Raw genomic sequence first — 14,252 nt, forward strand, 5'->3', positions numbered from 1 at the left:
GTTCAGCACTGCGAAAATTGACCGGGAACCGTAGGACAAGTTCCCACAAAAACCGAAAGGTCAATACGCGCAAAAAACACTATTTTGGAGCAAGCTCACGCAAGTGGCGTGCTACCGCAATCCATGCACCGATATAACCCAACAGCACCGCGCCAAGCAAGAGCGACAGACCGTCGGCGGCTGGCACTCCGGCCAGGGAAAAATCACTGCCGTACAAACCGGCCAGCCCCACTACCGCGTCATTCAGCCAGTCCAGGCCAAACGCCAATACGCCCCAGGACAGAATCCCCGCACCGAAGCCATACAGCGCTCCCATATAAAGGAAGGGCCTGCGTACATAACTGTCCGTACCGCCGACGAGTTTAATCACTTCTATCTCGGTGCGGCGGTTTTCAATATGAAGACGAATGGTATTGCCTATCACCAAAAGTAATGCAGAAACCAGAAGCACCGTCAGACCGAAGACAAATCGGTCGCCGAGCTTGAGGATCGCCGCAAGACGCTCGACCCAGACTAGATCAAGTTGCGCCTGTTGTACCTTCGGCAACTCGGAAAGTCTTTGTCTTAATGCTTCAAGGGTCGGCTTGTCGACTTCGTCGGGTGTCACCAGTACCACACCTGGCAGCGGGTTTTCCGGCAGTTCCTTGAGGGCATCGCCCAGGCCGGACTGCTGCTGGAATTCTTCCAGCGCCTGCTCGCGACCAATGTATTCGGCGTCGGCCACGCCCGGCATGGCCTTGATCTGCTCGCGCAACGCCTGGCCTTCGGCAGGGCTCGCTTCCAGCTGCAAATACAGGGAAATCTGCGCGGCACGCTGCCAGGAGCCACCCAGGCGCTCCACATTACTTAGCAATAATGACAGGCCCATGGGCAAACTCAGGGCCACCGCCATCACCATGCAGGTAAAAAAGCTGCCGATCGGCTGCTTGCCCAGACGCTTGAGGCTGTCCAGCAGGCTGGCGCGATGGCTTTCGACCCAGGCGTGAAACAGTGTCGCGAAATCCGGGCCGTCGTCATCGTCGCGCTTCTTCTTTGGCGGCTGCGGATCGGAGGCTTTCGGAGCCACGCGCTCGGCCACCTTGGGGCTGCGGGTCGCACTCATACGCCAGCCTCCCCGTCACCGATCAGTCGACCGCGTTGCAAGGTGAGCATGCGGTGACGCATGCGCGCGATCAGGGCCAAGTCGTGACTGGCAATCAGCACGCTGGTGCCCAAGCGATTGATGTCTTCGAATACGCCCATGATTTCCGCCGCCAGACGCGGGTCCAGGTTACCGGTAGGTTCGTCCGCCAACAGCAAGGCCGGGCGATGAACGATGGCGCGGGCGATGCCCACGCGCTGTTGCTGGCCGGTGGACAGGTCGCCGGGGTACAGATCGGTCTTGTCCGACAGCGCCACACGCTCCAGGGCCGAATCCACGCGCTTGTTGATCTCGGCCTTGGACAGGCCAAGGATCTGCAAGGGCAACGCCACGTTGTTGAACACCGTGCGATCGAACAGCAACTGGTGATTCTGGAACACCACGCCGATCTGCCGACGCAAGTAAGGAATCTGGGCATTGCTGATGGTGCTCAGGTCCTGGCCGGCCAACAGCAATTTGCCGGTGGTGGGCCGTTCCATCGCCAGCAGCAGGCGCAGCAAGGTACTTTTACCGGCGCCAGAATGGCCGGTGACAAACAGAAACTCGCCACGACGGACCCGAAAGCTCAGCTCATGCAAGCCGACGTGACCGTTCGGATAGCGTTTACCGACCTGTTCGAAACGAATCATGAGTGCTCCCGCTCGGCAAACAGTGCCTGGACAAAGGGCTCGGCTTCAAAGGTGCGCAGATCGTCGATGCCTTCACCCACGCCGATGTAGCGAATCGGCAGGCCGAACTGCTTGGCCAGGGCGAAAATCACCCCGCCCTTGGCGGTCCCGTCGAGCTTGGTCAGGGCCAGTCCGGTCAGTTGGACGGTCTGGTTGAACTGCTTGGCCTGGTTGATGGCGTTCTGGCCAGTGCCGGCGTCCAGCACCAACAGCACCTCATGGGGTGCGTCGGCATCGAGCTTGCCGATCACCCGGCGAACCTTCTTCAGCTCTTCCATCAGGTTGTCTTTGGTGTGCAGGCGACCGGCCGTGTCGGCAATCAGCACATCGATGCCACGGGCCTTGGCGGCCTGCACGGCGTCGAAAATCACTGAAGCGGAGTCGGCGCCGGTGTGCTGGGCGATTACCGGAATCTTGTTGCGCTCGCCCCACACTTGCAGCTGTTCGACCGCAGCGGCGCGAAAGGTGTCGCCGGCGGCGAGCATGACTTTCTTGCCCTCCAACTGCAGCTTCTTCGCCAGTTTGCCAATGGTCGTGGTCTTGCCGGCGCCGTTGACGCCCACTACCAGGATCACGAACGGCTTGTTCTGCGAGGCAATCACCAGCGGCTGTTCCACCGGTTTGAGCATGTTGGTCAACTCGCCCTGCAAAGACTTGTACAAAGCGTCGGCGTCGGTGAGCTGCTTGCGCGCCACCTTTTGAGTCAGGCTCTGGATGATCACCGACGTCGCCTCGACGCCGACATCGGCGGTCAGCAAGCGCGTTTCGATGTCTTCCAGCAATTCGTCGTCGATGACTTTCTTGCCCAGAAACAGGCTGGCCATGCCTTCGCCGATGCTGGCGCTGGTCTTGGACAGGCCTTGCTTGAGGCGGGCGAAGAAGCCGACCTTGTTCTCTTCGGCGGCAGGCGCGGGCTCTGCGAGAGCTGGCAATTCAACTGCAACAGGCTCCGGTTCAGGGGCGGCTGGGACAGCGACAGGCATGATGGCAGGCGCTGGCACTTCGACAATCGGCTCCACGGCCGGGGCCGCGACAGATGGGGTCAGTGCCGGAATCGGCGGGGCGGTATGCGACGCCTGCGCGTCCTCCACCAACGCTACCGGCTCTTCCGCCACGGGCAAGGTCAGCCAGGGGGTTTGCCCTTCGGGTGGGGTCAGCGGTTGCTCGGCCACCGGTTCAGCGCTCGACTCCGGCTCGGGCTCGGCCGGTTGCAATACCGGCTCGGCAATCGGCAGGACAATCGGGGCAGCTTGTTCGGCCACCGCCTCGGCATCGGGCTCAGGCAGCGGTTGCGGTTGCGGCTGTTCGACGACAGTTTCCTGCGGCTTCTTGCGCAGCCATCCGAACAGGCCTTTTTTCTCGCCAGCCGCAGCTGGGGTCTTCTTGTCGTCGTTGGAACCAAACATGGAGGACGGCTATCTCACGGTAGCGACGCGCCACCAGGGCGCCTCGGTGATAAATATTCGATGCTGAACAGACTGCGTTTCACCCAGCTTGTTCACGCGCAACATTTTGTCGAGTTGTCCCCAGGACACCTCAAGGTCGATTTTTTCGAAGGACTGGCAGGGCATCATCGGCGAAAACGCTGGGATCAACGAACAAACCCAGGGCTTCTTCCGAGAACCCAAACAACCCCGGACCGAGAAAAGGCCCGATAGGCGTGGCCGCCAGTAAAACGGATCAGTATCCTAGCACCCTCTCGCCCGCCGACGCTAAGACCTAGCGGGCAGCCCAACAGGTTTAAACACGAATGAATGCTCTTGCCCGCCGTGCTGCAGGCCTGCTGCTCAGCACAGTTTGTCTGCCTTTTTCAGCCTTGGCTGCCGATCCACAACCTACCCATGAATTTACCCTCGACAACGGCCTGAAGGTCGTGGTGCGCGAAGATCATCGCGCACCAGTGGTGGTGTCCCAGGTCTGGTACAAGGTTGGCTCCAGTTATGAAACCCCGGGCCAGACCGGTTTGTCCCACGCGCTGGAACACATGATGTTCAAGGGCAGCTCGAAAGTCGGCCCCGGCGAAGCTTCGCTGATCCTGCGCGACCTTGGCGCCGAAGAAAACGCTTTCACCAGCGATGACTTCACCGCTTACTACCAGGTGCTTGCCCGCGATCGCCTGGGCGTTGCCTTCGAACTGGAAGCCGACCGCATGGCCAGCCTGCGCCTGCCGCCGGAGGAGTTCAGCCGCGAAATCGAGGTGATCAAGGAAGAGCGCCGCATGCGCACCGACGACAAGCCGATGTCCAAGGCCTATGAGCGCTTCAAGGCCATGGCTTACCCGGCCAGCGGCTACCACACGCCGACCATAGGCTGGATGGCCGACCTGGAGCGGATGAAAGTCGAGGAACTGCGCCACTGGTACGAATCCTGGTACGCGCCGAACAACGCGACCCTGGTGGTGGTCGGCGACGTCACGCCAGACGAGGTCAAGACGTTGGCCCAGCGTTACTTTGGTCCGGTTGCCCGGCGCGACGTACCGCCAGCGAAGATCCCCTTGGAACTGGCCGAACCTGGCGAGCGGCAGATTACCCTGCATGTGCAGACCCAACTGCCAAGCCTGATGCTGGCCTTCAACGTACCGAGCATCGCCACCGCGACCGACAAACGCTCGGTCAATGCCCTGCGGCTGATCTCGGCCTTGCTGGATGGCGGCTACAGCGGGCGGATCCCGACCCAGCTGGAACGCGGCGAAGAGCTGGTGTCCGGCGGTTCGTCGAGCTACGACGCTTATACCCGTGGCGACACGCTGTTCACCTTGTCGGCCACGCCCAACACCCAGAAAAACAAGACAATGGCCCAGGCCGAGGCCGGTCTGTGGCGCTTGCTCGAACAGTTGAAAACCACTGCCCCGACCGCCGAGGAACTGGAGCGCGTCCGCGCCCAGGTCATCGCTGGCCTGGTGTACGAGCGCGATTCGATCACCAGCCAGGCCACCGCCATCGGCCAGCTGGAGACGGTCGGTTTGTCCTGGAAACTGATGGACACCGAACTCGCCGAACTGCAAAGCGTGACCCCGCAAGATATCCAGAAGGCAGCCCAGCTGTATTTCACCCGCTCGCGCCTGAGCGTCGCGCACGTCCTGCCCGAGGAGAAAGCTCATGAGTGAGCGCAAATCATCGCGTCTGGTGCTGATCGGTGTGGTGTTGATCGCCCTGATCGGCGCCTTGGCCTTTTACCTGTCGCCATCCAATGACACCAACGCCAGCCAGGCGCTGGACAAAGCCAAGGCCAGCAACAAGCTGCAATCTTTGGCCGAACTTGACGGCAAGGCACCCAGCCGTCGCAAGCTCGACGTACAAACCTGGACAACCGCTGACGGCGCCAAAGTGTTGTTCGTCGAAGCCCGGGAATTGCCCATGTTCGACCTGCGCCTGACATTCGCCGCCGGCAGCAGCCAGGACGGCGATACACCCGGCCTGGCGCTGTTGACCAACGCCATGCTCAATGAGGGCGTAGCGGGCAAGGATGTCAGCGCCATTGCCCAAGGGTTCGAAAGCCTCGGCGCCGACTTCGGCAACGGTGCCTTGCGGGACATGGCCCTGGCGTCACTGCGCAGTCTCAGCGCGGTGGACAAGCGCGAGCCGGCGCTGAAGCTGTTCGCCGACGTCGTTGGCAAACCGACCTTCCCCGCCGACTCCTTTGCGCGCATCAAGAATCAGCTGCTGGCAGGTTTCGAGTACCAGAAGCAGAACCCCGGCAAACTGGCGGGGCTGGAACTGATGAAGCGTCTGTACGGTGATCATCCGTATGCCCATTCCAGTGACGGCACCGCGCAAAGCATTCCTGCGATCACGCTGGCCCAGGTCCAGGCTTTCCACGCCAGGGCCTATGCCGCCGGCAACGCGGTGATTGCGCTGGTGGGGGACCTGTCCCGTGCCGAAGCCGAAGCGATTGCCAATCAGGTGTCCGCCGCACTGCCGAAGGGCCCGGCGCTGGCAAAGACCGTGCAACCGGTTGAACCGAAGGCGAGCATCGGTCACATCGAGTTCCCATCCAAGCAGACCAACCTGATGCTCGCGCAACTGGGCATCGATCGGGACGACCCGGACTATGCGGCCGTGTCCCTGGGCAACCAGATCCTCGGCGGTGGTGGTTTCGGCACGCGACTGATGACAGAGGTCCGGGAAAAGCGTGGCTTGACCTACGGCGTGTATTCCGGCTTCTCGCCGATGCAGGCCCGTGGCCCGTTCATGATCAACCTGCAGACCCGCGCCGAAATGAGCGAAGGCACGCTGAAACTGGTGCAGGAGGTGTTCGCCGATTACCTGAAGAACGGCCCGACCCAAAAAGAGCTCGATGACGCCAAGCGTGAGCTGGCCGGCAGTTTCCCGCTGTCCACCGCCAGCAACGAAGACATCGTCGGCCAGCTCGGGGCCATGGGTTTCTATGACTTGCCGCTCAGCTACCTGGAAGACTTCATGCGTCAGTCCCAGGAACTGACCGTCGAACAGGTCAAGGCCGCGCTGAACAAACACCTGAGCACGGATAAAATGGTCATCGTCACCGCCGGCCCGACCGTGCCGCAAAAGCCGCTGCCGGCACCCACTGAAAAACCTGCCGAGCAACCGCTCGGGGTTCCGGAGCACTAATGGCCCGCCCATCCAATTCCAGCAAGAAACCCGTGCATAACGGTGTGAATCAATTGCGCATCATCGGCGGCCAATGGCGCAGCCGGCGCTTGAGCTTCCCCGACGCGCCGGGCCTGCGCCCAACCCCGGACCGGGTACGCGAAACCCTGTTCAATTGGCTCGCGCCCTACGTGGCCGGTGCTCGGGTACTCGACCCGTTTGCCGGCAGCGGTGCATTGTTTCTTGAGGCGTTGTCTCGTGGCGCCGCCATGGGGCAGGCGCTGGACGCCAGCAGCCTGGCGGTCTCCAGCCTGAAAGAGCACCTGGGCACACTGCGCTGCACCGTCGGTCAGGTGCAGACCGCCGACGCGCTGCGTTATCTGGACAGCCAGCCAGCGACGCCTTTCGACTTGGTGTTCCTCGACCCGCCTTTCAATCAGAACCTGCTGCCAGCCGTTTGCACCCTGCTCGAAGAACGTCATTGGCTGGCCGACGATGCCTGGGTCTACACTGAAAGCGAAGCCGCCCCGTCCACATTGGGGTTGCCGGGCAACTGGCGCCTGCATCGTGAACAGAAATCCGGACGGGTGTATTACGCGTTGTGGCAACGTGTGGCCGAGGCCGTTGGCTGAACGGCTGGCCAGTGCATCGAGAAATGATCGTGTCTGCTGCATCTGAACACTTCGTCCCGGCCCTGGGCCTTGGCAACCCGCACTTGCAAACCTTGTGGGGACCGCTGTGGCGCAAGACCATCCATATCGCTCGGGAACGTGAGCGCCTGTGGCTGGAAGACGGCGACTTTCTCGATCTCGACTGGCATGGCCCCCACCGAGTCGACGCGCCACTGGTGCTGGTGCTTCACGGGCTGACCGGCTCTTCCAACTCGCCCTACGTGGCCGGCCTGCAACAGGCTCTTGGCAATCAGGGCTGGGCCAGCGTGGCGTTGAACTGGCGCGGTTGCTCGGGAGAACCGAACCTGTTGCCCCGCAGCTATCACTCGGGGGCCAGCGAAGACCTGGCCGCCGCCATCGCCCATCTGCGGTCCCGCCGCCCCTTGGCACCGCTGTTTGCGGTGGGCTATTCACTGGGCGGCAACGTGCTGCTCAAGCACCTGGGGGAAACGGGGGGCGACAGTCAGTTGCAAGGAGCGGTCGCGGTGTCGGTACCGTTTCGCCTCGACCAGTGTGCCGATCGCATCGGACAGGGATTTTCCAGGTTTTATCAGGCCCATTTCATGCGCGAGATGGTGGCCTACGTGCGCAACAAGCAGCGCCAGTTCCAGCACGACGGACGCCACGAGGGTCTGGCGACCCTCACAGCACTGGGCCCCCTGGAAAACATGCGCACCTTCTGGGACTTCGATGGACGGGTGACGGCGCCGCTGCACGGCTTCTCTGACGCGGCGGACTATTACCGCCGCGCCTCCAGTCGCTACTTTCTGGGCGAGATCAGTACGCCGACCCTGGTCATCCAGGCCTGCGACGATCCTTTCGTATTCCCCCACAGCGTGCCCGAACCTGGCGAGCTGTCCGCCTCTACCCAGCTTGAACTGCATGCACAAGGCGGGCATGTGGGCTTTGTCGACGGGAGCTTGCGCCGCCCAGGGTATTATCTGGAGCGGCGAATCCCCGGTTGGCTGGCGGGCCTGTCCTGTAGGAGCTGAGGAGCGTAACGAGGCTGCGATCTCCTGCGGGGCCTGCGTTCAGTCACCGACCGCCACTTGCCTTTGGGGATCGGTGATCCACTCACTCCATGAACCGGCGTACAACCTCCCCAACGGATACCCCGCCAGGCACAAGGCAAACAGGTTATGGCATGCCGTCACGCCAGAGCCGCAATAGGCCACCAGTTCCGTCGGCGAGCGTCCTCCCAATTTCTCGGCAAAGCGCTGCTTGAGCTGGTCGACTGGCAGGAAGCACCCATCAGCACCCAGGTTCTCGGTGAACGGTGCGCACTGCGCGCCCGGAATATGTCCGGCCACCGGATCGATCGGCTCGACCTCACCCTTGAAACGCGGCAACGCCCGGGCATCGAGCAAGGTCATGTCCGGCTCACCGAGACGCTGCTCAAGCGCCTCGGCACTGAGCAACAGGGTCGCGTCCGGCGAACCACTGAAGGTCCCGGGACCGTTGACCGCTGGATCCAGACTCAAGGGCAAACCGGCGGCATGCCAAGCCTTGAGCCCGCCATCGAGGATATAAACGCCATCGCGCTTACCCAGCCAGGCCAGCAACCACCAGGCCCGGGCGGCATAGGCGCCAGGGCCGTCATCGTACAAAACGATGTCACTGTCGTTGCCGATCCCCCAGGCCCGCAAACGCTTCATCAGGGCCTCAGGCTCCGGCAGCGGATGGCGGCCCGTCACGCCTTTGGTGACCGGCCCACTCAGGTCCCGTTCGAGGTCAGCGAAGGACGCCCCGGCAATATGGCCTTCGGCGTAACTGCGCTGGCCGTAGTCCGAGTCCTCCAGGGCAAAACGACAATCGAGGATCACCAGCCCGGGCTGCGACCGCCTGTGTTCCAGGGCTTGAGGACTGATGAGTTGCGCAATGGGCATAACGGGCTCCTGTGGCTCGATCGAATTTGAATCTTACGCCCCTTCTTCCAGGGTCTGGGCCAGGGGGACATAGAACTCCTTGAACAGCGCATCCACCGCTTCGCGGGCCTGCTCAGTCACGAAACCGGCCTCCAGCACCAGCACTTGATAGACCCCACGCTTGATGGCCTGCTCGCTCAAATGGTTGGAGTTTTCCCGTGTGGTGCAGAGGAAACGAACCCAGGACGTGAGGATGATCCAGGCATTGAGGGTGAGAGACTCGATTTGCACCCGGTCCATTTTCAGGATACCGGCGGCCACAAAGCCCTCGTAGATAGCGGTGCCGTGAATCAGACTACGCTGGGAAAACCGACGATAGCGCGCGGCAAGGTCCGGGTCGCTGTCGAGCAGATGCTCCAGGTCTCGGTGCAGGAAGCGGTAGCGCCACATCGCCGAGAGCAACTCCTGCAGATAGAAACGCTTGTCCTCGACAGTAGCCGCACGGCCTTGGGGCGGACGCAGGAAACTGTCCACCAGGTTTTCGTATTCACTGAACAATACGGCGATGATCGCCTGCTTGTTGGGGAAGTGGTAGTAGAGATTGCCCGGGGACATGTCCATGTGGGCGGCGATATGGTTGGTGCTGACGCTGCGCTCACCCTGCTGATTGAACAGCTCAAGGCTGTTCTGCACGATGCGCTCGCTGGTTTTTATTCGTATGGCCATGGCTTGAGCTTTAATTCGACGAAAGCATTGAACGGCATCTTACGACCTATCGGTCACGGGACAAACCCAAAGGCGTCACGGATGTCGGTTGACTTTTTAGAGCACAAGCTCTAGAAAACACTCACTCTAATACTATCGGTGCCCGCCCATGCCTGCCGACGTTGCTTACCTGCGCGAATCTCAACAGCACCTGGGCGAACTGCAAGCGCTTTTCGACACCCAGCGCCAGGCCTTTGCCGCCCACCCCATGCCACCTGCCGAGCAGCGGCGGCAATGGCTCAAGGCGTTGCGCGAGTTACTGAGCAACGAGCGACAAGCACTGATCGACGCTATCAGCCAGGACTTCAGCCACCGCAGCGCGGACGAAACGCTGCTGGCCGAGCTCATGCCGAGCCTGCACGGCATCCATTACGCCAGCCGACACCTCAAGGGCTGGATGAAACCTTCCCGGCGCAAGGTAGGCGTGGCCTTCCAGCCGGCGTCAGCCAAAGTGGTGTACCAACCGCTGGGCGTGGTCGGGGTCATCGTGCCTTGGAACTACCCGCTGTTCCTGGCTATCGGGCCGCTGGTGGGGGCATTGTCGGCGGGCAACAGGGTGATGCTCAAGCTGAGCGAATCGACCCCTGCCACCGGGTTGCTGCTCAAACAACTGCTGGCGCGCATTTTCCCTCAGGATCTGGTGTGCGTGGTGCTCGGCGAGGCTGAGGTCGGCATGGCGTTTTCCAGGTTGCCCTTCGACCACTTGCTGTTCACCGGCGCCACCAGCATTGGCAAGCACGTGATGCGCGCCGCCGCCGAGAACCTGACCCCGGTCACGCTCGAACTGGGAGGCAAATCGCCCGCCATCGTATCCGCGGACGTGCCCGTCAAAGACGCCGCCGAGCGCATTGCATTCGGCAAAACCCTGAATGCCGGACAAACCTGTGTCGCGCCAGACTACGTACTGGTGCCGCAGAACCGTGTCGGCGAATTCGTTGAAGCGTATCGCGAAGCGGTTCGCGGGTTTTATCCGACCCTGACTGACAATCCGGACTACACCGCGATCATCAACGAACGACAATTGGCGCGACTCAACGGCTACATAAGCGATGCCACCAGCAAGGGCGCATTGCTGATCGAGTTGTTCGATCGAGGTCAGGGGCGACGCATGGCCCACAACCTGTTGCTCAACGTCAGCGATGACATGACCGTCATGCAGGACGAAATCTTCGGCCCGCTGCTGCCCATCGTGCCTTATCAGGACCTGGACCAGGCATTTGCCTACATCAATCAGCGGCCTCGCCCGCTGGCGCTCTACTACTTTGGCTACAACAAGGCCGAGCATCATCGCGTGCTCAACGAGACCCATTCCGGTGGCGTTTGCCTGAACGATACGCTGCTGCACGTCGCCCAGGACGACCTGCCCTTCGGCGGCATTGGCGCCTCGGGGATGGGGCACTACCACGGTCACGAAGGCTTCCTGACGTTCAGCAAGGCCAAGGGCGTACTGAGCAAACAGCGGTTCAACGCGGCGAAACTGATTTATCCACCATACGGCAAGCCCCTCCAGAAACTGATCCAGAAGTTGTTTGTCCGTTAGCAGCAGTCTTTCCGGGTAATAACAATAATGAATCCAAGCCTGACCGATACACCTGCCCTCTCACGACGCGGCCTGTTGCAGTTCAGCCTCGGCGCCAGCGCCTTCCTGGTCACCGTCGGGCTGGGTGCCAGCCTGAGCGGTTGCGGCCCCAGCCGCTCGGCCAGCGGTTTTGTAGCCTTGCGTGACAACGACCTGCCGTTTTTGCGCGCCGTCATTCCCGTGATGCTGGACGGCTCCGTGGTCGCTGAAAAGCTTCCTGGCGCCGCTGAAGCGACCTTGCAAAGCCTGGACACCACCCTGGCTCATCTGTCCCCATCCATGCTCAAGCTCACGCACCAGTTATTCGACGTGCTCACGCTGGGCGTTACCCGTGGGCCACTGACCGGAATCTGGGGCTCGTGGGAAAACGCCAGCGTCGATGACATCCAGAAATTTCTCGGTCGGTGGGAAAACAGCTCGCTGGACCTGCTTCGCCAGGGGCACAGCTCGTTGCTGCAAATGGTCATGATGGCGTGGTACAGCCAGGCCGAGGCCTGGGCGCATTGTGGATACCCGGGACCGCCAACGGTTTAACAGTCACATCCAAACCCTGTGGGAGCGAGCCTGCTCGCGATGGCGGTATGTCAGTCAATACAGGCGCAGCTGATCCGACGCCGTCGCGAGCAGGCTCGCTCCCACAAGGGGGCATCACATACTCATAACAATAAGAGAGCACCAACATGCCCGTACTCGACCCCTTCCGCGAAGGTCTTGCCCGCGGCTGGACCACCTACAACGGTGCGCAGTTGACCCAGGACCTGACCCTGGAAGCGGACGTTGCGATCATCGGCAGCGGCGCCGGCGGGGGCACCACGGCAGAAATTCTCAGCGCCGCCGGCTACAAGGTGGTGTTGATCGAGGAGGGCCCCCTCAAGACCAGCCATGACTTCAAGCTGCTCGAGGACCAGGCCTACACCAGCCTTTACCAGGAAGGCCTCGGACGCATGAGCAAGGACGGCGCCATCACCATTCTTCAGGGGCGCGCGGTGGGTGGCACGACATTGATCAACTGGACCTCCTGTTTCCGCACGCCCGATCAGACCCTGGATCACTGGGCCACCGAGCACAACGTCAAGGGCCACAGCCCCGAGGAAATGGCGCCCTGGTTCGAAAAAATGGAACAGCGCCTTGGGGTGGCGCCCTGGCAGGTTCCGCCCAATGCCAACAACGACGTGATCCGCAAAGGCTGTGAACAGCTGGGCTATAGCTGGCACGTCATCCCGCGCAATGTGCGCGGTTGCTGGAACCTGGGCTATTGCGGCATGGGCTGCCCGACCAACGCCAAGCAGTCGATGCTGGTCACCACCATTCCGGCCACGCTGGACAAGGGTGGCGCGCTGCTTTACCTGGCACGGGCCGAACGGCTGATGATCAAAAACGCTGCGGTTGTCGGCCTCGAATGCCTGGCCATGGACGAACGTTGTGTGGCACCGACAGGACGGCACGTCACGGTCAAGGCGCGGCACTACGTACTGGCCGGCGGCAGCATCAACAGCCCGGCCTTGCTGTTGCGCTCCGAAGCGCCCGACCCGCACGGACGCCTGGGTAAACGCACCTTCCTGCACTTGGTAAACATGTCGGCCGGTCAATTCGACGAGGTGATCAATCCGTTCTACGGCGCACCACAATCGATTTATTCAGATCATTTCCAGTGGCAGGACGGCGCCACCGGCAAGATGTCCTACAAACTGGAAGTTCCGCCCCTGCACCCGGCCCTCGCCGCCGCGCTACTGGGCGGGTTTGGCAGCGAGAACGCCGAGCATATGGCGCAACTGCCCCACACCCACGCCATGCTGGCGCTGTTGCGCGATGGTTTTCACCCCGACAGCAGCGGCGGCAACGTTCAGTTGCGCAGCGACGGCACACCTGTGCTCGACTATGCGGTGTCTCCTTATGCCTGGGACGGCTTGCGCCGGGCGTTTCACAGCATGGCCGAGATTCAGTTTGCCGGCGGCGCCAGGGCGGTCATGCCAATGCACAGTGACGCCCGTTACGTGAAAAACCTGGCCCAGGCCCGTACGCTGATCGACGGCCTGGACCTGGCCTTGTACCGCACGCGCCTGGGCAGCGCCCATGTGATGGGTGGTTGCGCCATGGGCGAAGATCCGAAAAGCGCCGTCACCGACAGCCTTGGGCGACATCATCAATTGAGTAATCTTTCCATCCATGACGGCTCGCTGTTCCCCACCAGCATTGGCGCCAATCCGCAATTATCGGTGTATGGGCTGACGGCACAATTGGCCACATCCCTGGCCGATCGCTTGAAAAACCCATGAGTTGGCGGATTATTCGCACTGTCTATAGTGCTTACTTACCTTACAGCCGACTTGGCCGACCGAGTAGGCTGCGATACCATCCGACTCCCCAACGGACACCCGCCAGGACGACGCGATGAACCGAGTGTTGTACCCAGGTACCTTCGACCCTATTACCAAGGGCCATGGCGATCTGGTCGAACGCGCCTCGCGCCTGTTCGACCATGTGATCATCGCCGTCGCCGCCAGCCCGAAGAAAAACCCGCTGTTCCCGCTGGAGCAACGTGTGGAGCTGGCCCGCGAGGTCACCAAACATCTGCCCAATGTGGAAGTGGTCGGCTTCTCGACGCTGCTGGCGCACTTTGCCAAGGAAAAGAACGCCAATGTGTTCCTGCGTGGCCTGCGTGCGGTCTCGGACTTCGAATACGAGTTCCAACTGGCCAACATGAACCGCCAGTTGGCGCCGGACGTCGAAAGCCTGTTCCTGACGCCGTCGGAGCGCTACTCCTTCATTTCCTCGACCCTGGTGCGGGAAATTGCGGCGTTGGGCGGCGATATCACCAAGTTCGTCCACCCGGCCGTGGCCGATGCGTTGACCCTGCGCTTCAAGAAATAACCCGCTGGCTGCGATCCGCTTCGCAGCCAACACAGCGCAGTCCATCGCGCCCGCGTGCACTGCGCTCGCCAATGCGGCACAATTGCGCACATACGTTTTTCAGATGCCCGGGCCCAACGCCCCG

The 14,252-nt window shown here is 61.7% G+C and carries 13 protein-coding genes; 8 read left to right on the forward strand and 5 right to left on the reverse strand.

Features of this window, described 5'->3' with window-relative positions; all coding sequences use genetic code 11:
• Positions 1-79: 79 nt before the first annotated feature.
• From ftsX to ftsY, 3 genes are read right to left on the reverse strand one after another with little or no spacing between them, the layout of a single operon-like run.
• Entirely contained in the window at positions 80-1,102 is a 1,023-nt protein-coding gene (gene ftsX, locus HQ912_RS26675) for a permease-like cell division protein FtsX (RefSeq protein WP_047226021.1), read from the reverse strand.
• Positions 1,099-1,770: a cell division ATP-binding protein FtsE gene (gene ftsE / locus HQ912_RS26680; RefSeq protein ID WP_024778908.1), complete on the reverse strand. Its 672-nt coding sequence runs from the start codon at positions 1,768-1,770 to the stop codon at positions 1,099-1,101. Before ftsE ends, ftsX begins: the two co-directional genes overlap by 4 nt.
• Positions 1,767-3,215 carry a signal recognition particle-docking protein FtsY gene (gene ftsY / locus HQ912_RS26685; protein WP_173407477.1) on the reverse strand — a complete coding sequence of 483 codons (1,449 nt, stop codon included), beginning with the start codon at positions 3,213-3,215 and terminating at the stop codon, positions 1,767-1,769. Before ftsY ends, ftsE begins: the two co-directional genes overlap by 4 nt.
• Before the next feature lie 344 nt (positions 3,216-3,559).
• On the opposite strand from ftsY, the gene HQ912_RS26690 reads away from it, so the two are divergent.
• From HQ912_RS26690 to HQ912_RS26705, 4 genes are read left to right on the forward strand one after another with little or no spacing between them, the layout of a single operon-like run.
• Positions 3,560-4,915: a M16 family metallopeptidase gene (locus HQ912_RS26690; RefSeq protein WP_047226023.1), complete on the forward strand. Its 1,356-nt coding sequence runs from the start codon at positions 3,560-3,562 to the stop codon at positions 4,913-4,915.
• The gene (locus HQ912_RS26695; RefSeq protein WP_047226024.1) at positions 4,908-6,398 is read left to right on the forward strand and encodes a M16 family metallopeptidase; all 1,491 of its coding nucleotides are present in this window, start codon (positions 4,908-4,910) and stop codon (positions 6,396-6,398) included. The genes HQ912_RS26690 and HQ912_RS26695 overlap by 8 nt, the downstream gene beginning before the upstream one ends.
• Positions 6,398-7,009 (forward strand): 16S rRNA (guanine(966)-N(2))-methyltransferase RsmD, encoded by a 612-nt coding sequence (rsmD, locus tag HQ912_RS26700; RefSeq protein ID WP_047226025.1) that lies wholly within the window; start codon positions 6,398-6,400, stop codon positions 7,007-7,009. Before HQ912_RS26695 ends, rsmD begins: the two co-directional genes overlap by 1 nt.
• Before the next feature lie 29 nt (positions 7,010-7,038).
• On the forward strand, positions 7,039-8,040 hold the full coding sequence (locus HQ912_RS26705) for a hydrolase (RefSeq protein WP_047226190.1): 1,002 nt from the start codon (positions 7,039-7,041) through the stop codon (positions 8,038-8,040).
• A 39-nt stretch (positions 8,041-8,079) separates the two neighbouring features.
• Here the strand turns inward: HQ912_RS26705 and HQ912_RS26710 are convergent, their stop codons facing one another.
• On the reverse strand, positions 8,080-8,934 hold the full coding sequence (locus HQ912_RS26710; protein WP_047226026.1) for a sulfurtransferase: 855 nt from the start codon (positions 8,932-8,934) through the stop codon (positions 8,080-8,082).
• A 33-nt stretch (positions 8,935-8,967) separates the two neighbouring features.
• A complete protein-coding gene (locus HQ912_RS26715) occupies positions 8,968-9,639 on the reverse strand; it encodes a TetR/AcrR family transcriptional regulator (RefSeq protein WP_047226027.1) in 672 nt (223 codons plus the stop codon).
• A 148-nt stretch (positions 9,640-9,787) separates the two neighbouring features.
• On the opposite strand from HQ912_RS26715, the gene HQ912_RS26720 reads away from it, so the two are divergent.
• The 4 genes from HQ912_RS26720 to coaD all read left to right on the forward strand — a co-directional run bounded on the left by HQ912_RS26720 (position 9,788) and on the right by coaD (position 14,128).
• Positions 9,788-11,218: a coniferyl aldehyde dehydrogenase gene (locus tag HQ912_RS26720; RefSeq protein WP_173407478.1), complete on the forward strand. Its 1,431-nt coding sequence runs from the start codon at positions 9,788-9,790 to the stop codon at positions 11,216-11,218.
• A 27-nt stretch (positions 11,219-11,245) separates the two neighbouring features.
• Positions 11,246-11,791 (forward strand): hypothetical protein, encoded by a 546-nt coding sequence (locus HQ912_RS26725; protein ID WP_047226029.1) that lies wholly within the window; start codon positions 11,246-11,248, stop codon positions 11,789-11,791.
• A 146-nt stretch (positions 11,792-11,937) separates the two neighbouring features.
• Positions 11,938-13,533, forward strand: a complete 1,596-nt coding sequence (locus HQ912_RS26730; RefSeq protein ID WP_047226030.1) for a GMC family oxidoreductase — start codon at positions 11,938-11,940, stop codon at positions 13,531-13,533.
• 115 nt (positions 13,534-13,648) lie between these two features.
• Positions 13,649-14,128, forward strand: a complete 480-nt coding sequence (gene coaD, locus HQ912_RS26735; protein ID WP_007897855.1) for a pantetheine-phosphate adenylyltransferase — start codon at positions 13,649-13,651, stop codon at positions 14,126-14,128.
• Positions 14,129-14,252: the final 124 nt, after the last annotated feature.

Origin of the sequence: Pseudomonas sp. MPDS (genome assembly GCF_013283895.1) — a bacterium.
Classification (GTDB): domain Bacteria; phylum Pseudomonadota; class Gammaproteobacteria; order Pseudomonadales; family Pseudomonadaceae; genus Aquipseudomonas; species Aquipseudomonas rhizophila.